Annotated in this window: 24 protein-coding genes; 9 read left to right on the forward strand and 15 right to left on the reverse strand. The window is 54.4% G+C overall.

Annotated features, from left to right (window positions below; genetic code table 11):
• Positions 1 to 12: 12 nt before the first annotated feature.
• The 3 genes from N805_RS02805 to N805_RS02815 all read right to left on the reverse strand — a co-directional run bounded on the left by N805_RS02805 (position 13) and on the right by N805_RS02815 (position 1,798).
• On the reverse strand, positions 13 to 249 hold the full coding sequence (locus N805_RS02805) for a hypothetical protein (RefSeq protein WP_019471971.1): 237 nt from the start codon (positions 247 to 249) through the stop codon (positions 13 to 15).
• Positions 250 to 566: 317 nt separating this feature from the next.
• Positions 567 to 947 carry a helix-turn-helix domain-containing protein gene (locus tag N805_RS02810; RefSeq protein ID WP_019471972.1) on the reverse strand — a complete coding sequence of 127 codons (381 nt, stop codon included), beginning with the start codon at positions 945 to 947 and terminating at the stop codon, positions 567 to 569.
• Positions 948 to 1,111: 164 nt separating this feature from the next.
• Positions 1,112 to 1,798 (reverse strand): hydrolase, encoded by a 687-nt coding sequence (locus tag N805_RS02815; protein WP_019471973.1) that lies wholly within the window; start codon positions 1,796 to 1,798, stop codon positions 1,112 to 1,114.
• A 207-nt stretch (positions 1,799 to 2,005) separates the two neighbouring features.
• Between N805_RS02815 and N805_RS02820 the strand changes: the two genes are divergently transcribed.
• Entirely contained in the window at positions 2,006 to 2,467 is a 462-nt protein-coding gene (locus tag N805_RS02820; protein WP_019471974.1) for a RidA family protein, read from the forward strand.
• 19 nt (positions 2,468 to 2,486) lie between these two features.
• Here the strand turns inward: N805_RS02820 and N805_RS02825 are convergent, their stop codons facing one another.
• Positions 2,487 to 3,473: a LysR family transcriptional regulator gene (locus N805_RS02825; RefSeq protein WP_019471975.1), complete on the reverse strand. Its 987-nt coding sequence runs from the start codon at positions 3,471 to 3,473 to the stop codon at positions 2,487 to 2,489.
• A 293-nt stretch (positions 3,474 to 3,766) separates the two neighbouring features.
• Here N805_RS02825 and N805_RS02830 point away from each other — a divergent pair, with 293 nt between their 5' ends.
• From N805_RS02830 to N805_RS02840, 3 genes are all read left to right on the forward strand, one after another.
• Positions 3,767 to 4,345, forward strand: coding sequence for a TetR/AcrR family transcriptional regulator (locus N805_RS02830; protein ID WP_026034511.1), 579 nt, complete (start codon positions 3,767 to 3,769; stop codon positions 4,343 to 4,345).
• 53 nt (positions 4,346 to 4,398) lie between these two features.
• The gene (locus N805_RS02835) at positions 4,399 to 4,875 is read left to right on the forward strand and encodes a DUF1348 family protein (protein ID WP_019471977.1); all 477 of its coding nucleotides are present in this window, start codon (positions 4,399 to 4,401) and stop codon (positions 4,873 to 4,875) included.
• A 196-nt stretch (positions 4,876 to 5,071) separates the two neighbouring features.
• On the forward strand, positions 5,072 to 5,548 hold the full coding sequence (locus N805_RS02840; RefSeq protein WP_019471978.1) for a DUF1348 family protein: 477 nt from the start codon (positions 5,072 to 5,074) through the stop codon (positions 5,546 to 5,548).
• Positions 5,549 to 5,694: 146 nt separating this feature from the next.
• On the opposite strand, the gene cynR is transcribed toward N805_RS02840, so the two are convergent.
• Positions 5,695 to 6,582, reverse strand: a complete 888-nt coding sequence (cynR, locus tag N805_RS02845; RefSeq protein WP_019471979.1) for a transcriptional regulator CynR — start codon at positions 6,580 to 6,582, stop codon at positions 5,695 to 5,697.
• Between the two features lie 110 nt (positions 6,583 to 6,692).
• Between cynR and N805_RS02850 the strand changes: the two genes are divergently transcribed.
• From N805_RS02850 to N805_RS02870, 5 genes are all read left to right on the forward strand, one after another.
• Positions 6,693 to 7,352: a carbonic anhydrase gene (locus tag N805_RS02850; protein WP_019471980.1), complete on the forward strand. Its 660-nt coding sequence runs from the start codon at positions 6,693 to 6,695 to the stop codon at positions 7,350 to 7,352.
• 39 nt (positions 7,353 to 7,391) lie between these two features.
• On the forward strand, positions 7,392 to 7,862 hold the full coding sequence (gene cynS, locus N805_RS02855) for a cyanase (RefSeq protein ID WP_019471981.1): 471 nt from the start codon (positions 7,392 to 7,394) through the stop codon (positions 7,860 to 7,862).
• A gap of 111 nt (positions 7,863 to 7,973) precedes the next feature.
• Entirely contained in the window at positions 7,974 to 8,231 is a 258-nt protein-coding gene (locus tag N805_RS02860; RefSeq protein WP_019471982.1) for a DUF2790 domain-containing protein, read from the forward strand.
• 45 nt (positions 8,232 to 8,276) lie between these two features.
• A complete protein-coding gene (locus N805_RS02865) occupies positions 8,277 to 9,293 on the forward strand; it encodes an alpha/beta hydrolase (RefSeq protein ID WP_019471983.1) in 1,017 nt (338 codons plus the stop codon).
• A 679-nt stretch (positions 9,294 to 9,972) separates the two neighbouring features.
• Positions 9,973 to 10,440 carry a hypothetical protein gene (locus N805_RS02870; protein WP_019471984.1) on the forward strand — a complete coding sequence of 156 codons (468 nt, stop codon included), beginning with the start codon at positions 9,973 to 9,975 and terminating at the stop codon, positions 10,438 to 10,440.
• Between the two features lie 113 nt (positions 10,441 to 10,553).
• Here the strand turns inward: N805_RS02870 and N805_RS02875 are convergent, their stop codons facing one another.
• From N805_RS02875 to N805_RS02920, 10 genes are all read right to left on the reverse strand, one after another.
• Complete coding sequence (locus N805_RS02875; RefSeq protein ID WP_019471985.1) at positions 10,554 to 11,255, reverse strand: ABC transporter ATP-binding protein; 702 nt, start codon at positions 11,253 to 11,255, stop codon at positions 10,554 to 10,556.
• A 2-nt stretch (positions 11,256 to 11,257) separates the two neighbouring features.
• Positions 11,258 to 12,025, reverse strand: a complete 768-nt coding sequence (gene livG, locus N805_RS02880) for a high-affinity branched-chain amino acid ABC transporter ATP-binding protein LivG (RefSeq protein ID WP_019471986.1) — start codon at positions 12,023 to 12,025, stop codon at positions 11,258 to 11,260.
• A complete protein-coding gene (locus N805_RS02885) occupies positions 12,022 to 13,353 on the reverse strand; it encodes a high-affinity branched-chain amino acid ABC transporter permease LivM (protein WP_019471987.1) in 1,332 nt (443 codons plus the stop codon). The genes livG and N805_RS02885 overlap by 4 nt, the downstream gene beginning before the upstream one ends.
• A complete protein-coding gene (gene livH / locus N805_RS02890; RefSeq protein WP_019471988.1) occupies positions 13,350 to 14,273 on the reverse strand; it encodes a high-affinity branched-chain amino acid ABC transporter permease LivH in 924 nt (307 codons plus the stop codon). The genes N805_RS02885 and livH overlap by 4 nt, the downstream gene beginning before the upstream one ends.
• Before the next feature lie 97 nt (positions 14,274 to 14,370).
• Positions 14,371 to 15,510 (reverse strand): high-affinity branched-chain amino acid ABC transporter substrate-binding protein, encoded by a 1,140-nt coding sequence (locus tag N805_RS02895; RefSeq protein ID WP_026034513.1) that lies wholly within the window; start codon positions 15,508 to 15,510, stop codon positions 14,371 to 14,373.
• 213 nt (positions 15,511 to 15,723) lie between these two features.
• Positions 15,724 to 17,133 carry an amino acid permease gene (locus N805_RS02900; RefSeq protein WP_019471990.1) on the reverse strand — a complete coding sequence of 470 codons (1,410 nt, stop codon included), beginning with the start codon at positions 17,131 to 17,133 and terminating at the stop codon, positions 15,724 to 15,726.
• A gap of 212 nt (positions 17,134 to 17,345) precedes the next feature.
• On the reverse strand, positions 17,346 to 18,281 hold the full coding sequence (locus N805_RS02905; protein WP_019471991.1) for a cyclase family protein: 936 nt from the start codon (positions 18,279 to 18,281) through the stop codon (positions 17,346 to 17,348).
• 114 nt (positions 18,282 to 18,395) lie between these two features.
• The gene (locus tag N805_RS02910; protein ID WP_019471992.1) at positions 18,396 to 19,709 is read right to left on the reverse strand and encodes a 2-oxo acid dehydrogenase subunit E2; all 1,314 of its coding nucleotides are present in this window, start codon (positions 19,707 to 19,709) and stop codon (positions 18,396 to 18,398) included.
• A gap of 27 nt (positions 19,710 to 19,736) precedes the next feature.
• Positions 19,737 to 22,442, reverse strand: a complete 2,706-nt coding sequence (mdeB, locus tag N805_RS02915) for an alpha-ketoglutarate dehydrogenase (protein WP_080956772.1) — start codon at positions 22,440 to 22,442, stop codon at positions 19,737 to 19,739.
• A 50-nt stretch (positions 22,443 to 22,492) separates the two neighbouring features.
• Positions 22,493 to 22,744: a hypothetical protein gene (locus N805_RS02920; protein WP_019471994.1), complete on the reverse strand. Its 252-nt coding sequence runs from the start codon at positions 22,742 to 22,744 to the stop codon at positions 22,493 to 22,495.
• Positions 22,745 to 22,804 lie beyond the last annotated feature (60 nt).

Here is a 22,804-nt window from a genome sequence, read left to right on the forward strand (position 1 = left end):
AGTGGTGGCGACCTAATGGCCGCCACCCAGGTGATTCCACTCGCTATATGCCGACTTCAGCACTTGGGGAAGGCGAGGAAGCTCACGTCTGATTTCGCTCAACGCTTCAGGGCTTCGAATCCACTCCGTCAACCACGCGATCAGCATCGGTCGAGTAGTGGGGCAGGGCGCTACCTGCTGTTCAAGCTCGTCGGCGATCTGGGCAAGGAGCTCCAAGTAGGCATCAAGCTCTGCAATCTGATTTGCCATGGGCAACCACCTGTTTCACTTTCTGATGGGAAATTGCACCACTTCCGTCTGTACCAATTTCAGCCAGGGCACGTCCTCTGCCTGTCCCCCACACCATCGCCCGCGTAACGGTCTCGCCACCTTGCCTCCTATTTCCATCTCCATCTAGACAGCCTAGCCCGTTTCGTTTGTTCCAGGGCTTTCAATCATCTCGGGACATTTCACGGCCAGTCCACCACCAGTTCGGGCGGAGGCGGAGTACGACTGTGCAAGTCGCAATAGCCAGGAAGGTGCTAGCGGTGCTTGCCTAGTAGGACGGGGATAGCAGACCGATCTTGCTAAATGGCCTGTTGCTTCCATGCTTGAGGCGTAATCCCTTCGGATCTCATAAACGTCCGACAGAAATGCGGCTGGTCGTAGAAGCCGCACTCCAGGGCAATCTCGGCGAGCATCATCGACGATGCTTCCAGCAGTTCCTTGCTCTTCCTGAGCCGTTGCTCACGCAACCATTGCTGCGCAGAGACCTGTGTGGATTCTTTGAACATTCGCGAGAAATGACTACGTGACAGACCGCATGCTTCAGCAAGTGCGGTGACAGATATACCGGTATCCAGATGATCCAGCATCATCTGCTTGGCCGTTGTGACTTGCCAGGGTTTGAGCCGCCCCGTCGACTGAATCGCGACGGTGGCTATAACGATGCCGTTAGCACTGTTCATGGGGATCAATTCATCCTGAAAAATCTGAAGATGGTTGATCCGGGCAGCACGGATCGCTGAAACCTCTCCCGACGCCTCAGTACACTCCGTCTCGATTCGCTAGCCCGGATCAGTTCGTGCCAGCCCCGCTTTTGATCCGAAACCAAGGCTGGGCTGATGAGGCCTTAGATCGATGCGGCCACGGGCGCCAAGGTGGGGCCGTGCTGAACGCGCTCAGGTGCTTTGTGCACCATGGTGTACGCGTAGTCGACGCCCATGCCGTAGGCGCCAGAGTGCTCCTTGACCAGTGTCATCACGGCATCATAGGTGTCGCGATTTTTCCAGTCGCGCTGCCACTCCAGGAGCACCTGCTGCCAAGTCACGGGCACAACGCCTGCCTGGATCATGCGCTGCATCGCGTAGTCGTGGGCCTCTTTGGTCGTACCGCCGGAGGCATCGGCAACCATGTAGATCTCATAGCCTGCATCGTGCATGGCGGATAGTGCGAAGGTGGTGTTGCAGACCTCTGTCCACAAGCCCGAGACAATGATCTTGTTTCGACCATTCTTTTTCAGCGCGTCACGAACCTTCTGGTCGTCCCAAGAGTTCATGGACGTGCGCTCGAGCAACGGAGCATCCGGGAAAACCGCGAGCAGTTCGGGGTAGGTATGCCCGGAGAAACTCTCGGTTTCGACCGTGGTGAAGACGGTCGGCACATTGAAGATCTTGGCTGCTTTGGCCAAACCTACGGTGTTGTTCTTCAGCGTCTGCCGGTCAATGCTCTGTACGCCAAAAGCCATTTGCGGTTGCTGATCAATGAAGATCAGTTGGCTGTTGAGCGGGGTCAGGACTTCAGTGTGTGGATTGCTCATTGTTCTTCCCTTTTGCTGAACGGTAGCGAGAGTTTTTCGGCGGGTCGCCGCCGAGTGCCATCACAAGATAGCGAAACACTCACCGAAGCGGTGGCGCAATTTTGCGCCCTTGGAATCGCATTAATGCACCACAGAAGGCGTTCAATCCGGTGCTAGGATCTCGGCCAGTCGGATCACGTCGATCCATTTTTCGCCGAGGAGAAACCAATGGCCGCTTCACGACCTTTCAACGACGACACCGCTTACTGGGGCGTTTCATGGGAAGAGGCCTATGGCTATCCGCAAGCGCGGCGAGTTGGGAACGAGATTTTCATCTCGGGACAGTTCAACCATGACGAAGAGGGGAATCTGGTAGCACCCGCGCCACTGGATGCTGACGGTCGTCCGAGCGATTTCTCGTCGATGGGCGAACAGATGCGGGTGTCCTACGACAACATTGCCAAGTTGTTGGCCTTGTATGGCGCCACGATGCAGGACGTCGTTGAAGAGACGCTGTATGTATTGGACATGGATGCAGCCTTTGCCGTTGTCGGCAAGGTGCGCAAGGCGGCGTATGGCACCGAGCGCCCGCAGGCGGCCAGCAATATCATCGGCGTATCGCGGCTCGCTCAGCGTCCACAACTGATCGAGATTGTGTGCCGTGCGGTGATCGGTGCCCAGGCCAAGTGACCTGCGCTCCGGGTTTCAGCTATGAAGCCGGGATGGCCTGCTGACCTTCGACCAGCGGTTTGAGGTCGGCCACGGCAGCCGCACAAAATGTCATGAATGCCTTCACCCGCCAGGACTTCCTGATGTCCTGGTGGGTAAGCAGCCAAAGCTCGTCCTGAAGCTCTTGCACCACTGGGCCTGCCCGAACCAACCCAGGGGTCATATCGCCCAGCATGCAGGGGAGGAAACCAAAACCGAGGCCTGCCGCAATTGCAGCGCTAGCTGCTGCGACCGAATCGGTGCGATAAGAGATTTGCTCCGGAGGCACCCGACATTCGACGTAGCTTGTTGCCTTCAAACCGCACAGGCCTCCCGAGTAGGACACCCACGACTGACCCTCAGCGAAGGGATCGGCAATTGCCGCCTGCTTGACGCTGCCATATGGCGCCCAGGCGATGTTGGCGAGCTTGCGACCCACAAGGGCATCTGCCGGTTTCTTGGTCGCGCGCACCGCGATGTCCGACTCGTCTCTCGCCAGGCTCAACGTCTGGTTGCCGACCAGCACTTCAATCGTGATCCCCTCATTGGCGGCTTTGAAGTCCGCGATGATCGGCGTAAGAAAGTACAGCAGCAGCGAGTCGCTGGTGGTAATTCGCAGTTTTCCCAGGGGGCCCTGACCGGCACGAGAAACCCTGCGCGTGACACTGACAATGTCAAGTTCGACTCGCTCCGCTAGTGAGCGCAGCTCTGCGCCTTCAGCGGTTAGCAAATACCCCGCCTTGCGGTGATCGAACAGCGCAACCCCCAGCGTCTTCTCAACCTGTGCAACCCGGCGCGAGACGGTGGAGACATTGATGCCGAGCTTCTTGGCGGTGGCGGCGCGATTGCTACAGTCGCTCAGCGTTTTGATGATCCGCAAGTCGTCCCAAGACAGCTGGCTGACAGCTTCGCCGACATCCCACTTCGGGCCATTGACATTTGCAGGGACGGGCTGGGCACTTCGAGGTGACGGCTTCACGAAAATCATTCCGGGTAGGGAGGGCTGATGATACGAGAAGGGGCTTAGCCAACCAAGGTGTAGCTTGGGGCCCGCTTCAATAGCCTCCCTACACAAATCATCAGCAGGTTGACTGAGGCACCGCCTAAGACCTGAGCCAGGTTGGGTGCTTCGGCAGCCTCGGTAATCGAGGCTTTCGATCCTCTCGAATGGCCGGGCGCAGATTGGAGCGCAGGCTCGATTGAAAACCCCTCTCACACGTACAATCAAAAGAATCACACGAGATGCTTGACCAGGGAGAACGATCGTTCTACTCTGGCTACATGGATAAGCCAATGACCGATACACGTGAAAAAATTCTGGCTACTGCCGAAAAGCTGATTTACGAAAATGGGATTCATGCCACTGGCATGGATCTCCTGGTAAAGACTTCTGGCGTAGCGCGTAAAAGTATTTATCGCTATTTTGCGAATAAAGACGATGTCGCAGCAGCGGCATTGAATGCACGCGATGTACGCTGGATGCAGTGGTTCAAAGGTGAATGCGAAAAATCGCATACTCCGCAAGAGCGCATTCTTAGCATTTTTGATGTCTTAAAGTCCTGGTTTGAGTCTGAAGGTTTTCGCGGCTGTGCTTTTATTAACACTGCCGGAGAAGTGGGCGATGCAGATGACCCTATTCGGCAAATCGCAAAGCTGCATAAACAAAAGCTACTTGACTACACGCTAGAGCTTACTAAAGATTTAGGCGTCAAAGATCCGATTGTTTTGGCTAAGCAGTTTTTCGTGCTTATAGAGGGCACTATAACCGTGGCCCGGGTAATGGGTGATTTCACCGCCCTGGATAGTGCTAAAGAAATCGCTAACATTTTGCTCAAAGAAGTACCGCGCACAAGCGCTTAACGTTCCAGAACCGCTAATCCCACTGAACGATCCAAATGATTGGAGGCACCCTCATGCCCAACGAACAAGTTCGTCCGCCACTTCCTCCGTTCACTCGCGAATCGGCCATTGAAAAAGTCCGACTCGCTGAGGATGGTTGGAATACCCGCGAGCCCGAAAAAATCGCGCTCGCCTACACGCTGGACACCCAATGGCGAAACCGCGCCGAGTTTGCGACCAATCGCGAAGAAGCCCAGGGTTTCCTCACTCGTAAATGGAAGAAGGAGCTGGACTACCGTCTGATCAAAGAGCTTTGGGCCTTCACCGACAACCGCATCGCCGTCCGTTATGCCTACGAGTGGCACGACGATTCGGGCAACTGGTTCCGCTCCTACGGCAACGAAAACTGGGAGTTTGAGGCAGATGGCTTGATGCATCGCCGCTTCGCCTGCATCAACGACATGCCCATCAAGGAAAGCGAGCGCAAGTTCCACTGGCCACTTGGGCGCCGTCCGGATGATCACCCAGGTCTGACTGAACTGGGTCTGTAATCGCTACACCTGCTCCAATATTGTAATAAGCCATTAGTGCAAGAATATTATTCCTGATGCTAAGGGTGGTTTTCAGTCGCTCTCTTTTAATTCGTTTCACGTCTTTGAATATCGCTTCAGGCGGGCCTGGCTTCATTGGTCTGATTTAACGTCCTGCAATAAAATTTGTTTATCCACTTAATTTGGAGGCATCACCATGTCCAACGCACAAGTTCGCCCGCCACTTCCTCCTTTTACTCGCGAATCGGCGATTGAAAAAGTCCGGCTCGCTGAAGATGGCTGGAATACCCGCGAGCCTGAAAAAATTGCGCTCGCCTATACCCTGGACACCCAATGGCGTAACCGCGCCGAGTTTGCAAACAATCGCGAAGAAGCCCAAGGTTTCCTAACTCGTAAATGGAAGAAGGAGCTGGACTACCGTCTAATCAAAGAACTCTGGGCATTCACCGACAACCGCATCGCCGTCCGTTACGCCTACGAGTGGCACGACGATTCAGGCAACTGGTTCCGCTCCTATGGCAACGAAAACTGGGAGTTTGAAGCAGATGGTCTGATGCACCGCCGCTTTGCCTGCATCAACGATATGCCTATCAAGGAAAGCGAGCGCAAGTTTCACTGGCCACTGGGTCGCCGGCCAGATGATCACCCAGGTTTGACTGAACTGGGTCTCTGAGCCATGCAGAACCTGATCCTTCACAGCGGAAGGATCAGGTTTGTTGCTTCCCCACGGTGTCGACATGGTAGTCGCGCCGAAACCCACCGCAAGTGCCGTCTCCCTTCCCTGAGCGCCGAGCCGCGCCATCAGCCCGCGTGGCTATCTCACCCATCAAGACCGCTGGACACTTCTTTAGCCAGCTCGATGAAAACCCCCACCGCTGCACTCAGATAGGCTTCCTTTCGCCGTAAAAGAACGGCAGTTCGCTGCAAACGTTCTGGCTCCAGGGTGATGGCCACTAGGTCGTCATGAGCCAACGCAATTCTGGCAGGCAGCAACGTCGAAAGATGCGTTCGTCGAACGATCTCAATCACTGCCCCAAGAGCATTGACCTCCATTTGCACCTGAGGGCGAATCGCGTGTTTGCGGCAGTAGCGGTCGATTTGGTCACGAGTGGCAAACTCTGTACTGAGCAGAACCAGAGACTCAACACTCAGGCCTTTCGATGTAATTGCCCGCTCCTCGGCCAAACGGTGTTTTCGGTTCACCACTAGAGCGAGCGTTTCGTTCAGCAAGGGGATGGCTTCAATGTCCGGTGTATTTATTTCATCGAACGCGATCCCTACGTCCAGTTCTCCTGCCAAAAGCAATTCCTCGATGCGCTCTTGGGAGATCTCTTTCAGGTTGACGGTGATTTTGGGATGCCTGGAGTGAAATGCCTCGATCAGCGGCCCCACCAGATAGGTCGTGAATGTCGGCGTTACGGCAATGCGTAATGAGCCACGGCTGAGGTCGCTCACGTCATGGATAGCGTTCTTAGCTTCCCGCAACTCCTGATACGCACGGCGTGCATAGAGAAGGTAGACATCGCCTGCGTCTGTCAGCCGCGTTGTGCGCCCTGAGCGGTCGAACAATTGGGCTCCAAGACTTTCTTCCAACTGCCTTACTTGCTGCGAAAGGGCCGGCTGAGAGACATGCAGAGCCGCTGCAGCTTTCGTGAAACTGAGATGTTCAGCAACCGCCAGGAAATACTGGATGTGTCGAGCGAGCATAAGTTGATCCATAAGATTATCTGATCTACTGCATAATAAATGAGACTTTTACCTTATGTCATGTGTTGCTTAATCTTTGTCTCACACCCAGCGACATTGAGACAGCAACCATGAAAGCGATCATCGACGGTTTTCTGAAATTCCAGCAAAACGCCTTTCCTGAGCGGGTCAAACTGTTCAAGGACTTGGCCAACCAGCAGAGCCCGAAGGCGCTGTTCATCTCCTGCTCAGACAGCCGACTGGTGCCTGAACTGGTCACTCAGCGCGAGCCAGGCGATCTGTTTGTAATTCGTAACGCCGGCAACATCGTGCCGTCGTATGGCCCGGAGCCTGGCGGCGTTTCGGCCTCGGTCGAATACGCGGTGGCCGGACTCAACGTCGCAGACATCGTGATCTGCGGTCACTCGGACTGCGGAGCGATGACCGCTATCGCAACCTGCAAGTGCCTGGATCACATGCCTGCTGTAGCCGGTTGGTTGCGTTACGCCGACTCGGCCAAGGTGGTTAACGAAGCCCGTCAGCACCTCGATAAGCCCAGCAAAGTCGCTTCCATGGTGCGCGAAAACGTCATCGCACAACTGGCCAACATTCAGACCCACCCATCCGTTCGCCTGGCGCTCGAAGAAGGTCGCGTCACGCTGCATGGCTGGATCTATGACATCGAAACCGGGCGTATCGATGCCTTTGATGGCAGCACCGGCACCTTCGTGTCTCTCGCCGAAAACCCTGAAGTTCACGCCGTATCCCAACAAGCCAGGCACGTTGCCTGAAACCTATACCTGCACCTTTACCTACCCAGGAGATTCACCATGATCCAGACTCAAGCTACTCGCACCGCTCGCCAGGAACTGACCGAAATCATCATCCTGGCCAAGGCCCGCAAGGATCTTTCCTTCGCCGAAATCGTTGATGGCACCGGCCTGTCCGAAGCCTTCGTCACTGCAGCCCTGCTTGGCCAGCACCCACTGCCTGAAAGCGCCGCCAAGGTCGTAGGTGAAAAGCTCGACCTCGATGCTGATCAAGTCACTCTGCTGCAATCGATGCCAATTCGTGGCAGCTTCTTCGACGGCGTACCGAGCGATCCGACCATCTACCGCTTCTACGAGATGATGTCGGTGTATGGCACCACCCTCAAAGCGCTGGTTCACGAGAAGTTCGGTGACGGCATTATCAGCGCCATCAACTTCAAGCTGGATATCAAGAAAGTCGAAGACCCGGACGGTGGTCACCGTGCTGTGATCACCCTGGACGGCAAGTACCTGCCTACCAAGCCTTTCTGATGCCACTCAGCCCGGCGTCAGAACTGCGCCGGGCTACCCCCAACCCTTTACTCCGACCGAGCGCCGTATGAGTGCGCTGGCCTCCTTACGCCCCCAATACAGGTGATTGCTATGAAGCTGTTACTCGTTTTGTTCATCGGCTGCCTTGGTTCTGTCGCTATGGCCGACGACCAGGTTACTCAGACTGCGCAGCTTACGGTGGAGCCCTATCGCTACGCTCAGCACCTCGATATCGCGCACGTTGTGGCTGTTACCCCGGTACCTAATGTCTGCGATGTGGTGCCAATGCAGCTGACTTACGACGATTCCAAAGGCGATCGTCACATCATGGAGTACCGCGTTATAGGGAATGGTTGTTCCAACAACTAACCCACGACCCAACGACTACCGGCCCATCGCCAAGGAACTTGAACCATGAAGTTGTCACGCACACTCACCGCCGGCCTTCTTGCCATTGCCGTTAACAGTGCATTCGCTGCGGGTGGCCCTGGTGTCGAAACCACCACCCAGGCCTTTCTTCAAGCCCTGGAAGCAGGCGGTGGTAAACCGCTGGAAACCCTCTCGCCGAAAAACGCCCGCGCCGCGCTGAGCGGTGCCCAGGCCAGCGTGAAGGTAGATCTCGCGGGTATCCAGATCGAGCGTCGGAGCATCGAGGTAGAGGGCAGAAGCCTGGATATTCGGGTTATACGTCCAGAAGGGGCAGAGGGCGACTTGCCTGTGTTCATGTTCTTCCATGGCGGGGGTTGGGTGCTTGGTGATTATCCCACCCATGAACGCCTGATCCACGACCTGGTAGTAGGGTCTGGTGCGGCAGCGGTTTACGTCGACTACCCGCCGTCGCCGGAAGCGAAGTTCCCCACAGCGATCAATCAAGCTTACGGCGCCACACGCTGGGTTGCCGAACACGGTAAGCAGATTGGTGTCGATGGAAGCCGTCTCGCGGTTGTGGGAAATAGTGTCGGTGGGAACATGGCCGCTGTGGTTGCGATCAAGGCCAAAGAGGCCGGCACCCCCAAACTGCGTTTCCAGGCGCTCTTGTGGCCGGTGACGGATGCAGACTTCAGCAGCGGCTCTTACAACCGCTTCGCCGAAGGTCACTTCCTTACTCGTGGCATGATGAAATGGTTCTGGGACAACTACACCACCGATCCGCAACAGCGAAGCGACATCCACGCCTCACCACTGCGCGCTACCTTGGAGCAGCTGCAAGGCCTACCACCAGCTTTGGTACAGACTGCCGAAATGGATGTACTGCGGGACGAGGGTGAAGCTTACGCCCGTAAGCTCAATGCGGCAGGCGTGCCGGTTACTGCCGTTCGATACAACGGCATGATTCACGACTACGGCTTACTCAATGTACTCGCCCAGGTTCCCAGCGTCCGTGATGCGATGAGTCAAGCCGCTCAGGCGATCAAGCAGCACCTGGAGTAATCGCAAAAATCAGTCGAAGACAGCCCTAGGCATTGATAGCCTCAATGGGCGGCTTGGCCTGCAAGGTCGCTGCCCCGGCTTCTAGCAATTGGGTCTTGGCTGATGCGGGTCTGCCGGGTGTCTCCACAGGCGACTTCGTCTCAGGAGCAGAGCAAGCCCACAGAAGACTACCGGCCAGGGGAAGGGTTATGAATCTGATGAGTTGTGGCATGAGAGTGGCTCTAGTTAGTGTCCTCAAAGGACAGCCTGGGCCAGCAGAACGGACAATTCAGAAGACAAACGGCCTGGGTCGATGACGAATTCCATACAAAAGAAAGCCCGCTGCTAGGCGGGCTAATGGGAGCTTCTATCACACATAGGGATAGGGCGAGTGTTGCCTAGGTGTCGTGAAAATTGGGTGAAAGAAAAGTCCCGCCAATGTCATCACCGGGATTCCCTCAATGCAGGGCCAGTCATATGTACGTGAGTCTGCGAGAGAGATATGCGACGGTTCACTTCGTTGAATCTTGAGTTCACAAAGGGCAAGCGGAGCGCGCCGGCCCAATGGGCCAGAGGCGTGAGCATGGAAGCCCGGTAGGGCCACCCCAGGGCGACGCCAGGGGTCGGTTCACGACAGCCTTCCTAAGACTGGGCAGGCCCAGTTGAACTCTCGGCGCGGGGTGATCATCTCGGTGGATCGATGATTCACTTAGCGGAATCGTTGACCAGTGTGGATGACGTAAAGGCGTACCTCGAGCGCCGTGTCCTGGTGCTCTACGCCGGAGCTATGGCGGAAACTCTTCCCCAGGGCCAAGTCCCGGAAAGGGGAGTGGACAGGGATAGGGCAGCCAAGATTATTCGTGGGTCTTTAGGTGCAGAACAAGACTATGCCAAGGCTCGAGAAGCGATTCATCTGTTACGCAGCATCCTGCATCCAGGTGTCCCCGATGCAGATGTTGTTGATGAACAACTGAAAGCACTGGATGAGCGCCTCTGGAGTCGGGCGTTGATGTTGGTCGAAGAGTATGAGGACACTATCGTTGGATTGGCCTGTGGGTTCACGCAGCATTTAGAAGCGCAACCGCGAGGTATGTACAGCGCTGTCTATGACAAAGAGCTTCTTGACGGGCTGTCTGGATTGCAGGCGTTGCCTTTGTTGCGGCCTTGAGCTTCCCCTCTATGAAAGACAACGGGAACGTGGCGCATGTGGTAATCGTTTGGCCCCGCCTGCTGATCCACCAGCGAGATCTTGCTCATTGGTGGATCAGCTCTACCCCCTAGTTATCCACCAAGGTACGCATCACGCACTCGTGGGTTAGCCAACAGATCCGCGCCACTTCCCTGCATCACGATCCGGCCATTTTCCAGCACATACCCTCGGTCAGCCAGGCGTAAAGCTTGGTTCGCGTTCTGCTCAACCAGGAAAACGGTAACCCCATCGTCCCGCAACTGCTCAACGATCTGGAAGATCTGTTGGATGATGATCGGGGCCAGGCCCAGCGAAGGCTCATCCAGCAACAGCAATTTGGGTTTGCTCATCAGCGCTCGACCGATGGCGAGCATCTGCTGCTCACCACCAGACATGGTTCCAGAACGTTGGCTGAAGCGCTCACGAAGACGCGGGAATAGCTCGAGGACTTTCTCTAGCTGGGCGTTAAAATCAGCCTTGTCAGTGAAGAATCCGCCCATGGCCAGGTTCTCTTCTACAGTAAGCCGAGAAAACACTCGGCGACCTTCCGGCACCACGGCAATGCTCTTGCGCATGATCTCGCTAGAGTGGCTGGTGGTCAGTTCCTCACCTTCATAGCGGATGCTGCCTTTCGTGGCCTTGGGGGCGCCGCAGAGGGTCATCAGCAGTGTCGACTTCCCAGCTCCGTTTGCGCCGATGAGCGTGACAATCTCACCCCGATTCACCTCAATGCTCACATCGTACAGCGCCTGAATCTTGCCGTAGTGGGTCGAGACATTCTCAAAATGCAACATGATCAGGCTTCTCCCAGGTAGGCTTTGATGACGTCAGGATTGACCTTGATTTGCTCTGCCGTGCCATCAGCCAAAGGAGTGCCTTGGTTCACCACGTAGATGTGATCAGAGATGCTCATCACCAGGTGCATGTCGTGTTCAATGAGCATGACGGTTACTCCTTCTTCAGCTCGCAAAACGCCGATCAACGCTTTCAGGTCTTCCGTTTCTTTTGGGTTCAATCCGGCAGCGGGCTCATCCAGCATAAGGAGGCGAGGCTTGGTCATCATGCAACGAGCGATCTCGAGTCTGCGTTGCTGACCGTAGGCGAGGGTGCCCGCTGGTCTGTTGGCGACATCCAGGAGGTCTGTGCGCTTCAACCAGCTTGCGGCGAAGTCCATCGCTTCAGCTTCTTTTCTCCGGAAATCAGGCGTTTTGAACAGGCCTGAGAAAAAGTTCGTGTTCAGGTGCCGGTGCTGGGCGATGAGCAGGTTTTCAATCGCGGTCATTTCTTTGAAGAGGCGGACGTTCTGGAAAGTCCGGACTATCCCCTTGGATGCGATGGCATGGCCAGGCAACCCTTGAATCGGTTCGCCTCCCAGACTGACGGATCCAGAGGTCGGCTTATAGAAGCCGGTGAGGCAATTGAAGACCGTAGTTTTGCCGGCGCCGTTGGGCCCTATCAGGGACACGACCTTTTTTTCCGGTACAGTGAGCGACACGTTATTGACCGCCAGCAGACCACCGAAGCGCATCGAGAGGCCACTAACCTGCAAAATAGGATTACTCATCGCGCTTCTCCGCGATTGCTCGATTGGATGAAGTTGGTGGGCTCTGTGCCAGCTTTGAGCGGGTCGGTGTTACGTGATCCCAAGGTCATGTGAGGGCGTTGCATTGGAAGCAGACCTTGCGGGCGCCAGATCATCATCAGCACCATCAGTGCGCCAAACATAAGCATCCGGTAGTCACTGAACTCACGCATGAGTTCGGGCAGGAGGATCATCACGACTGCCGCCAAGATCACGCCCAGCTGGGAGCCCATCCCACCCAGGACGACAATGGCCAGGATGATGGCCGACTCGATGAAGGTGAACGACTCGGGCGTTACCAGGCCTTGGCGTGCAGCGAAGAAGCTGCCGGCGAATCCTGCGAAGCAAGCACCAAGCGTGAAAGCAGATAGCTTGATGACTGTCGGGTTGAGGCCTAGCGCCCTGCAGGCGATCTCATCTTCTCTCAAAGCCTCCCAGGCACGCCCAATTGGCATGCGCAACAGGCGGTTGATGATGAACAGTGCCAGCAGCACAAGGAGAAGGGCAACCAGGTAGAGGAACACCACCTTGCTGACGGAGTTGTACGGCAGGCCAAAAAACTCATGGAAGGTTTGCATACCTTCTGCAGCACGACGCTCGAAGGTCAGGCCGAAGAAGGTGGGTTTCTCAATGTTGCTAATACCGTTTGGGCCACCCGTGATATCTGTCAAATTACGCAGGAAGATGCGAATGATCTCGCCGAACCCCAGTGTGACGATGGCCAGGTAATCGCCCCTCAAGCGAAGGACAGGGAAGCCCAGCAGGAAGCCAAACGTAGCAGCCATCAGGCCGGCAATCGGAAGGCAGATCCAGAAGCTCAAGCCATAGTAGTGGGACAGGAGCGCGTAGCTGTAGGCGCCTACGGCGTAGAAGCCGACGTAGCCGAGGTCGAGCAGGCCGGCAAGGCCAACCACGATGTTCAGGCCCAGGCCCAACAGCACGTAGATCAAGATGAGGGTTGCGATATCGACAGCCCCCCGGGTGCCGAAGAACGGCCAGGCTAATGCCGCCAAGATCAAGCCCAGAATGATCCAGCGCTGAGTTTTCGGAAGGGTCAGGAAATTAGTGACGTTTGGGGAGATAAGCTGCGAGTTGGAGCGGCCCGCGAACATTGCTTGCCACTGCCCGTTGAAGAGGACTCTCAGGAACATGAGTGCCGAACAGATCGCGATTACCGCGAGCGTTGTCGAGCCTTGACCTTGGACTTCTAACCGAATACCGACAATGGATAGTTTCAAGCCGAGAACCGGAAATGCGACCGCCCATACCAGCAAGGCGCTGAAAATTGCTTGCCTGAAATGCTTGCTCATACCTTCTCAACCTCTGGGCGGCCAAGGATGCCGGTGGGGCGGAACAGAAGAACCATGACCAAGAGGCCGAAGGCGACGACGTCTTTGTATTGGTCTCCGAAGATGTTTGCGCCAAAAGCTTCAGCAACTCCGAGAACAAGGCCACCGAGCATCGCTCCAGGGATACTCCCGATACCACCCAGGACGGCTGCAGTGAACGCCTTTAGTCCGACGAGGAAGCCGGCATTGGGGTTAATCACGCCGTACTGCATGCTCAACAGCACCGCTGCTACGGCGGCGAGGGCGGCACCGATGACAAAGGTCAGGGCGATGATATTGTTGGTGTTGATCCCCAGCAGGTTGGCCATCTTGATGTCTTCAGCGCAGGCGCGGCAGGCGCGGCCTAGTCTAGAGCGAGAAATGAACAGTGTGAGGACTGTCATGGCGATCAGAGTTACGGCGAAAACAAGGATCTGCATGTATGACAAAATGATCTCTGTAGATTCAGTTGATCCGAACGAGAATGAGCCAGGTATTAAATTGGGGATCGATTTGTCTTTCGAGTCTTGGGATAGCAGAACCGTGTTCTGTAAGAAGATTGACATGCCAATTGCGGAGATGAGAGGGATCAATCGATTGCTATTGCGCAGAGGCCTGTAGGCTATTCGTTCGATGCTATAGCCATAAGCACTGGTGACGCAGATCGTCGCGATGAAGGCGACGGTCATCAGGATCGGAAGGGAGTGGATGCCCATCATTGCTAGGCCCGCCAGGGCTATGAAGGCAACGTAGGAGCCGATCATGTACACCTCGCCGTGGGCGAAGTTGATCATGCCAATGATGCCGTAAACCATGGTGTAACCAATCGCGATAAGTGCGTAGGTACTACCCACAGACAGCCCATTGATCAATTGCTGTATGTAGTAAAACAATTCGCTCATCACTGACTCCTGCCCGATTGCACATAATGCATCAGGCAAAGTTGAAGAAGGTGAAAGATCCCTGCCCAAGATTAGGGCAGGGAAGATGAGGCAGCGCCTATTGTGTGGCCAGAGTTTTAGTGCCGTCGGCGTGCCAGTCATAAACTACAAAGCTGAAGTTCTTCAGATCACCTTTTTCATCAAATTGCAGCGTTCCGATTGGGGTGTTGAAACTTTCACCTCGGATTGTCGCAGCAACCTTCTCTACATCAGTGCTGGCGGCATCACTGATACTTTTCGCCAGTACTTGTACCGCTGCATATGCAGGAAGTACAAAGATACCGCTTGGATCCGCTTTCGCATCTTTGAAAGCTTGTACAAGAGACTGGTTTGCGGGGTCTTCATCGAAGGCTTTTGGAAGGGTTACTGAAAGCCCTTCTGCCGCCGAGCCGGCAATGGCAGTGAGCTCTTTATTCCCAGCCGCTTCAGTACTCATAAATTTAGCATTGACTCCTCGCTCACGTGATTGCCGCAGAATCAAGCCAAGCTCTGGGTGGTAGCCGCCAAAGTAAACCAAGTCAATGTTTTGTCGTTTAATCTTAGAGATTATAGCCGAGTAGTCTTTGTCGCCGGCATTGATACCTTCGAACATAGCGACGGACTGACCCTGTAGTTCCAGGTTGCGCTTGACCTCCGATGCGATGCCTTCGCCATATTGTTGTTTATCATGAATGATGGCGATTGACTTCGGTTTGATGTGCTCAAGAATATATTTTGATGCTATTGGCGCTTGTGCGTTGTCCAGGCCTATTGTTCTGAACAACAACTTATAGCCTCGATTGGTGATCTCAGGATTGGTCGACGCGGCAGTTATCATCAGGACGCCTTCATCCTCGTAAATGTCGGACGCCGGTTGAGTTGAGCTAGAGCAGACATGGCCTACAACAAATTTGATCCCATCATTAACTACCTTGTTAGCGACCGCGACGGCTTGCTTAGGATCGCATGCATCATCATAAGGTACAGCTACCAGTGTTTTGCCAGCAAATTGGCCAGACTTATTCAGTTGTTCAATCGCCATTTTGGCGCCGACAGATTGCATTTCTCCGAACTGGGCCAACTGGCCGGTAGCGGGCCCAACGATTGCAATCTTGATGGTGTCGCCGGCAAAGATCGTTGTGGCTGATGCACTGAGAAGGGCTCCTACAATCACATTGCGCACAATATGATGTTTACATTTATTAGTGCTATTTTTCATTACCATCTCCGATGTTTATTGTGTTTTTCGGGCAGCAGGTTCGCATAGCAAGATTTTATTATTTTTTCGGAATCCTTAGGCCTACAATAAGCATTTTCCGAGCAGAGCGTCTACCCTGTTTCTCTTAGGGTGTTAGCGTCAGGGCCGCCTCGTGACAAACAAGGCCAAAATTAAAAAAGGGCAACATAGAAACATTGCCCCGCTTAAATTTGTTCAGTAGTTTACCGATTGGTTGCTAGCTACCAACTCTGGAGGGCGTGCCAGCCTCCTTTTATAGAGCAGTGTTAGCATCACAAACCAGAAGGGCACCAGTGCTAAGCCTTTGGCGGTGTCGGGCGACAGCGCGAGAATAAAGATAATGGCCGCAAAAAATACCAGGCACAGGTAGGCCATTGGTACGCCGCCCGGTAATTTAAATGTGGATTTAGAATGCAGGCTTGGTTCTTTCGATCGATATTTTATATAAGCGAACAAAATCATTGCCCATACGAAAATGAATAAAATCGCGGAGATGGTCGAAAGGATGGTGAAAACTTGCATCACAGAAGGCGATACAAATAGTAAGCACAACCCCGCCGCCATGACTGAGCATGAAAAAATAAGGCTGCGCACCGGTACAGAAGTCTTAGATAGCCTGTTAAAGAAGCTTGAGCTCTGTCCTGCATTTGACATTCCATACAGCATGCGGCTGGTTGCAAAAACTCCGCTATTTGCTGCTGACATCGTTGAGGTAATAACTACCAGATTGATGATCGCCGCTGCAGCTGGAAGCCCGGCCATAATAAACAGCTCTACAAATGGGCTTTTATCACCAGAAATCTCCCCCCAAGATGAAACCGAAATGATAGTGCTCAAGGAAAGAACGTAGAAAATTAGTACTCGCACAGGTACAGCGTTGATTGCTTTAGGAAGTGTTTTTGTGGGATCTTTCGCTTCGGCTGCAGTAGTCCCAATTAGCTCAATGCCGCCAAAAGAAAATATGGCCATTTGGAAGCCGGCTAGAAAACCAGCCAGGCCGTATGGGAAAACTGCGTTTTCCTCAATCAAATGCCCAAGAGAAGCTTGAATGCCAGTTTGAGAAATGTAAGAGGTTGCTATCATAATTACGCCAGTGGCAATTAACGACACGATAGCTACGACTTTTATCAATGCAAACCAAAATTCCATCTCGCCGAACATTCGAACTGCTACGAGATTTAGCGACAATATAAGTGCCAGTACGGAAAATGCAGGGATCCAAGCAGGTAGTTCAGGGAACCAAAGTTTGAGATATCCACCGACGATTGTGCAATCTGCGATTGCGCCAACCACCCAGGTCATCCAATACGACCAGCCGATAAAGTATCCGGCCCAAGGGCCGATGTAGTGGGTGCAAAAATCCGTGAAAGATTTAAAGCTGAGGTTTGAGAGTAGTAGCTCCCCCATTGCGCGCATTACGAAGTAAAGAAAAAATCCAATTATTGCGTAAGTTAGAATGATAGATGTGCCGGAAACGCTGATAGTTTTCCCTGCGCCCATGAAAAGGCCTGTACCTATCGCGCCTCCAATGGACATAAGTTGAATGTGGCGGTTGGTTAGCCCGCGATTTAAACTGTGTTCTTTTTGTTGGACTATAACAGACATAGGAAATCTCTATATAATCATTGTGTAAATGACTTCTTGTCCTGTTCGAATCTACACGACCCACAGGCCTTGCAGACTGTTTGCTGCAGGGCGCGTGCACGAGGTGGCCTGATCAGACAAAAAATGTCATTTTCAATGTAAAACCAGTCATGGCTGGTCAGCTCAGGAGGAGGCAGTTGGTTTCGATCTGCCCCCTATCCATCGAGTGGAGATCAGGGAGTAGGTCGCATTACACCCAAATCATCACGTTTCAGTGGATATTTCTGAGTTGGGAGGGGAGCACCAGGTGCTGTTAGCACAGTCTCGCCGTACTTCCAGTTAGCCGGGGCGATGGCAACATATCGAGCGTACCCCCCAGCACCTCCCAGCGGTTTGGCGAATCCGATAGAGATAAGAGCTCCAGCCTCCGGAACTTTATCAAGGTTCGTCACGCCCTCAGCCTGCGCAAAGTTGTTGTGCATGAGCCAAGCTTCGCCTTCAGCGTTGGGTGTTGTGTCAGTGTCGAGTGGCTCGTGACCGTGCATGAGTATCTTTCTGTCCATGTGCAGAAATTTTAACGCGGAGAGGCTTACCCCTGGAAACGGCGGTTTGCGATATCGTTCAAGGTCGTCCCACTTTTTGTACCAGTCGGAACGCACCATGACTACGGAGCCAGCGGGAATCCGGCCATGTTGTTTTTCCCAAGCATCAACGTCAGAAACCTGGAGGTGGTAGCCAGGGTCTTTTGCGACCTGAGGTGCGATGTTGATCACAACAAGAGGTCGAACGCTCATGGTCGGGGGGAGGTCGCTAATGGTAGCGCCGTATTGGTTCCAATGCGAAGGCGGATCCAGTTGTGTGCCGTACTGATCGGTGGGGAGTACGTAGGCGCTGGCTACAAAGCCGTTTTTTTCATAGGTGAATGCTTCACCTTTATTAGCCATTCCAGGCACGTCTGATGCTGCAGATGCTGCCTTGAATGTAGCATTACCGAAGCCCGGCCACACGGCCATGTGAGGCTCAAAAGCATGAGTCAAATCAATGTACTTAGCGGGCTTTATTACTTGGTCGTATGCTTTCCATAACATAAGGTCGTCTGAAGCGACCGTGATCATGCTTGATCCCAAACCCATGCAGACTGTAATAATTTTTAGAAACGCATGGCTCATGCTTACTCCTCCTAACTTATTAGTAATTACGTATCTAGGCAGAAGAGCTTTGTTGCACAACTTTTTTATTTTTAGTTGAAGGCAGCGCAGTCGCTGCCTTTAACTATTGCGGTCTTACAGAGAGACGCGACGGTAGTCGGCCAGCAGCCTGCAGATGGTGGCATTGAAGCGACCAGCATCTGCACCGTCGATGACTCGGTGATCCCAGCTCAAGCTCAGAGGGAGCTCCAGACGCGGCGTGACTTCGCCGTTACGGATGGCCACGCGTTCAACCATGCGGCCAAGGCCCAAGATGGCCACTTCCGGCGCATTGATGATCGGGGTGAAGTAGCTACCGCCGATGCCGCCCAGCGATGAGATGGTAAAGGTGCCACCCTTCATATCATCGGAGGTCAGCTTGGCTGCACGAGCCTTCTCGGACAGCTCCGACATTTGCGTAGCAATCTGTCGGATGCTCAGACGGTCAACACCTCGAATCACCGGTACAACGAGACCGCCAGACGTATCGACTGCGAACCCGATATTGTAATACTTCTTCAGTACCACCTCATCGCTATCCAGGCTCGAGTTGAAGATTGGATGCTGCTTGAGAGCCACCACAACTGCCTTCATCACCAGAGCCAGCAGCGTCAGTTTCGGCTTCACCCCGGCGTTGTTCTCGGAAACACGGAACTGCTCCAGCTCAGTGATATCTGCTTCGGCATGGTTGGTCACATGGGGGATGGTGACCCAGTTACGATGCAGGCTCGCGCCGCTTATTTTCTTGATCCGCGACAGCTTCTCGCGCTCGATCTCGCCGAACTGTGCGAAGTCGACATCTGGCCACGGCGCCAGATCCAGACCTGACCCGGACGAGTGAGACTGGCCTGGTTTCTGGCTGGCCAAGGTTCTGACGTAGCCGTGAACATCTTCCTTCGAGATACGCTTTTTCGGGCCGGTGCCGATGATGTTGAACAGATCGATGCCGAGCTCCCGAGCCAGTTTCCTGACCGAAGGAGAGGCGTATGGGAAGCTGCCCGCTCCGGCATTGAGGTTGGCTGGCGTCGGCGCCGGGTGAATAGCCACCGCTGGCTGCACAGGCTTTGGCTGTTTTTGGGCAGCCTGAGGGGTAGGCGTGCTTGCAGCCTCAATCACTGGGGATACGGCCTCAACGGGGACAGAGGCCTCAGCCGGTGCTGCACTCTCCTGACCGGCCTGAATTGCACCGATCACCATGCCTTCACTAACGCGATCACCCACGGTGATTTTCAGCTCGGTGACCAGGCCATCGTGGGAGGAGGGGATCTCCATCGATGCTTTATCAGTCTCCACAACCAGCAGGGGTTGGCCAGCGCTGATCTTCTCGCCAACCTTCACAACGATTTCAATAACCTCGACGTCCTTGAAGTCGCCGATGTTAGGGATCTTAATTTCTTCCGCTTTGCTCATGAGGCACTCCACGTAAACTATTTTTTGTTAGCAAGACCAGGAGGCTGATGCGCTGGCAGAAATGTTGTATTCATCAATCGCTTGCTGGCATACCTCGCGGGCGATCTTCCCTTCGTCTGCGAGTGCGGTAAGGGCCGCCAGGACGATGTGAGGAGCATTCACTTCGAAGAAGTCGCGGAGGGCCTCGCGAGTGTCGCTGCGTCCGAACCCATCAGTGCCCAGGACAACGAACGGAGCCTTGACGTGCGGAGCGATCAGGCTCGGCAGAGCACGGACGTAGTCGGTGGCAGCGATGATAGGGGAACTCTCGGGCAGGGACTCTTCGACGTGGCTTACGCGCTTCGGCTGAGTTGGGTTGAGCTTGTTCCAGCGTTGGATTTCGCGGGCTTCTTTGGTGAGCTCCGAGAAGCTGGTGACACTCCACACCTCAACAGCAATGTTCCACTTCGTCTCGAGGATCTCGGCGGCGGCAATGACTTCGCGGAGGATGGTGCCCGAGCCCAGCAGTCTGACCGATGCGACCTGGCCAGTACCTACCGACTTCGAGTACAGGTACATGCCGCGAAGCACATGGTTATGGGCGGTAGCCGGCAGATTTGGTTGGGCATAGTTCTCGTTCATCAAGGTGATGTAGTAGAACTCGTCGACACCATTTTCCAGCATCTGCTTCATGCCGTGATCCATGATGACTGCCAGTTCACCTGCAAAAGCAGGGTCATATGCACGGCAATTCGGAATCATTGCGGCGATCACATGGCTGCTGCCATCCTGGTGTTGCAGACCTTCACCACCCAGGGTTGTCCGGCCAGCCGTAGCGCCCAACAAGAAGCCACGTGCGCGTTGATCTGCAGCTGCCCAGATGAGGTCGCCTACACGCTGGAAACCGAACATCGAGTAGTAGATGTAGAACGGCAGCATTGGGACGCCGTGCACGGAGTAACTCGTAGCTGCGCTCACCCACGAGCTGATAGCGCCGGCCTCGCTGATGCCTTCCTCCAGAATCTGACCGTCGACCGCCTCACGGTAGGAGAGAAGGGAGTCGATGTCCTCAGGTTCATAGTGTTGGCCAACGCTGGAGTAAATGCCGATTTGCTTGAACAGGCTTGCCATACCGAAGGTGCGTGCCTCGTCGGCTACGATTGGCACGAGTCGACGAGCGAATTCTTTGTTCTTGAGCAGGCCAGACAACATCCGCACGAATGCCATCGTGGTGGACATTTCTTTGTCGTTCGCTTCCAGCGCGAATGCGCCGTAGCTTCCGAGCTCTGGTACAGCAACAGCCGTAGCCTGGGTGTTCCTGGAAGGCGTGTAACCGCCCAGTGAGTCCCGACGAGCACGCAGGTACTTCATTTCCGGGCTGTCTTCAGAGGGCTTGTAGTAGGCCAGTTGTTCAACTTCAGCGTCGCTGATCGGAAGATTCGCACGGTTGCGAATACCGATGAGGTCTTCGTAGTTGAGCTTCTTCTGTTGGTGGGTGGTCATCTTGCCTTGGCCGGCTTCACCCATACCGTAGCCTTTCTTGGTCTGAGCCAAGATGACGGTTGGTTGGCCTTTATGCTTCGCAGCAGTAGCGTAGGCAGAATAGATCTTGACCATGTCGTGACCGCCACGCTTCAAGCGGTCGATTTGCTCGTCGGTGAGGCCTTGAGCCAGGTGCTTGAGCTCCTCGTTCTGACCGAAGAAATGCTCACGGTTGTACTGGCCGTCCTTCGCTGCGAAGGTTTGCAGCTGGCCATCAACGGTCTTGTCGAACGCTTTGATAATGGCGCCATCTGTATCTCGGGCGAACAGACCATCCCAGTCGGAACCCCAGAGCAGCTTGATGACATTCCAGCCAGCACCTTTAAACAGTGCCTCGAGCTCATCAACAATCCGGCCATTGCCGCGTACCGGGCCATCCAGGCGCTGGAGGTTGCAGTTCACTACCCAGATCAGGTTGTCCAAGCCCTCGCGGGCGGCGAGCGTGAGCGCGGACATGCTTTCCGGCTCATCCATTTCACCATCGCCAAATACACCCCAAACGGTGCGGCCTTCGGTGTTCAGCAACTGACGGTGCTGCAGGTACCGCATGAAGCGGGCTTGGTAGATGGAGGTGATCGGGCCGATACCCATGGAGCCGGTTGGGAACTGCCAGAAATCATCCATGAGCCAGGGGTGTGGGTAGCTGGACAAGCCCTTTGCGCCGGTTTTGCGGGCTGTAATCTCTTGGCGATAGTGATCAAGGTCGGTATCGTTCAGTCGGCCTTCCAGGAATGCGCGAGCGTAGACGCCCGGGGCCGAGTGAGGTTGATAGAAGACCAGATCGCCGCCGTGGCTGTCATCGGCTGCATGGAAGAAGTGGTTGAAGCCGACTTCGAAGAGATCTGCCGCGCTCGCATAGCTGGAGATGTGGCCGCCCAGTTCACCGTATGCCTTGTTGGCACGAACAACCATTGTCAAGGCGTTCCAGCGCATGATGGACGCCAGGCGCTCTTCAGTTGCAAGGTCTCCTGGGTACGCCGGCTGGTTTGTAACATCAATCGTATTGATGTAGGGCGTGTTGAGTCTGGATTTCCAGCCGATATGCGGATGCTGCATGATTTTGGCCAAGGCATCCATGATCTCCTTGGCGCTGTCGATGCCTTCACTCTGGATGACGGCCAACAATGACTCGCACCACTCTTTGAGCTGAAGATCATCCGTAGTGGCGGCAATGATGGACAGTGACAGGCCTGACGGAAGGAGAGTACCCATTTTAAAACCCTTTGTTCTTATAATCACAAGTTATTAGTATGTGCGAACAATCAAACATCTTCGGTTAAACGTCTGTAACGCTGCCCATGTTGGACGCCTTCCACACACCCTGTGCTTGAAAGCGCGTTCTGTATGAAGCCTTCCAGGCAGAAAGGTGTTTCCAGCTGCAGCTGAAGAATGCAAGTGTCAGCACGATAGAAGTCGCAGGAACGAACTTCACTGTGGCTCTGCATAATTTCCTTGAAGCGTTTTGCGGATTTGTCCGAGTTGCGGCGGAGCATAACTTGGATGTAGGTATTCATAGAGCACCTTCGACACCGGTTAGTATTGTCGATGTTCAGCGTTTTTTTCTGGCGGCCAAG

It is taken from the genome of Pseudomonas putida S13.1.2 (assembly GCF_000498395.2).
GTDB classification, from domain to species: Bacteria; Pseudomonadota; Gammaproteobacteria; order Pseudomonadales; family Pseudomonadaceae; genus Aquipseudomonas; species Aquipseudomonas putida_Q.

Coding starts and splice junctions, on each gene's coding strand:
- N805_RS02805 (WP_019471971.1), bottom strand. CDS start 249: ATGGCAAATCAGATTGCAGAGCTTGATGCCTACTTGGAGCTCCTTGCC.
- N805_RS02810 (WP_019471972.1), bottom strand. CDS start 947: ATGAACAGTGCTAACGGCATCGTTATAGCCACCGTCGCGATTCAGTCG.
- N805_RS02815 (WP_019471973.1), bottom strand. CDS start 1,798: ATGAGCAATCCACACACTGAAGTCCTGACCCCGCTCAACAGCCAACTG.
- N805_RS02820 (WP_019471974.1), top strand. CDS start 2,006: ATGGCCGCTTCACGACCTTTCAACGACGACACCGCTTACTGGGGCGTT.
- N805_RS02825 (WP_019471975.1), bottom strand. CDS start 3,473: ATGATTTTCGTGAAGCCGTCACCTCGAAGTGCCCAGCCCGTCCCTGCA.
- N805_RS02830 (WP_026034511.1), top strand. CDS start 3,767: ATGGATAAGCCAATGACCGATACACGTGAAAAAATTCTGGCTACTGCC.
- N805_RS02835 (WP_019471977.1), top strand. CDS start 4,399: ATGCCCAACGAACAAGTTCGTCCGCCACTTCCTCCGTTCACTCGCGAA.
- N805_RS02840 (WP_019471978.1), top strand. CDS start 5,072: ATGTCCAACGCACAAGTTCGCCCGCCACTTCCTCCTTTTACTCGCGAA.
- cynR (WP_019471979.1), bottom strand. CDS start 6,582: ATGCTCGCTCGACACATCCAGTATTTCCTGGCGGTTGCTGAACATCTC.
- N805_RS02850 (WP_019471980.1), top strand. CDS start 6,693: ATGAAAGCGATCATCGACGGTTTTCTGAAATTCCAGCAAAACGCCTTT.
- cynS (WP_019471981.1), top strand. CDS start 7,392: ATGATCCAGACTCAAGCTACTCGCACCGCTCGCCAGGAACTGACCGAA.
- N805_RS02860 (WP_019471982.1), top strand. CDS start 7,974: ATGAAGCTGTTACTCGTTTTGTTCATCGGCTGCCTTGGTTCTGTCGCT.
- N805_RS02865 (WP_019471983.1), top strand. CDS start 8,277: ATGAAGTTGTCACGCACACTCACCGCCGGCCTTCTTGCCATTGCCGTT.
- N805_RS02870 (WP_019471984.1), top strand. CDS start 9,973: ATGATTCACTTAGCGGAATCGTTGACCAGTGTGGATGACGTAAAGGCG.
- N805_RS02875 (WP_019471985.1), bottom strand. CDS start 11,255: ATGTTGCATTTTGAGAATGTCTCGACCCACTACGGCAAGATTCAGGCG.
- livG (WP_019471986.1), bottom strand. CDS start 12,025: ATGAGTAATCCTATTTTGCAGGTTAGTGGCCTCTCGATGCGCTTCGGT.
- N805_RS02885 (WP_019471987.1), bottom strand. CDS start 13,353: ATGAGCAAGCATTTCAGGCAAGCAATTTTCAGCGCCTTGCTGGTATGG.
- livH (WP_019471988.1), bottom strand. CDS start 14,273: ATGAGCGAATTGTTTTACTACATACAGCAATTGATCAATGGGCTGTCT.
- N805_RS02895 (WP_026034513.1), bottom strand. CDS start 15,510: ATGAAAAATAGCACTAATAAATGTAAACATCATATTGTGCGCAATGTG.
- N805_RS02900 (WP_019471990.1), bottom strand. CDS start 17,133: ATGTCTGTTATAGTCCAACAAAAAGAACACAGTTTAAATCGCGGGCTA.
- N805_RS02905 (WP_019471991.1), bottom strand. CDS start 18,281: ATGAGCCATGCGTTTCTAAAAATTATTACAGTCTGCATGGGTTTGGGA.
- N805_RS02910 (WP_019471992.1), bottom strand. CDS start 19,709: ATGAGCAAAGCGGAAGAAATTAAGATCCCTAACATCGGCGACTTCAAG.
- mdeB (WP_080956772.1), bottom strand. CDS start 22,442: ATGGGTACTCTCCTTCCGTCAGGCCTGTCACTGTCCATCATTGCCGCC.
- N805_RS02920 (WP_019471994.1), bottom strand. CDS start 22,744: ATGAATACCTACATCCAAGTTATGCTCCGCCGCAACTCGGACAAATCC.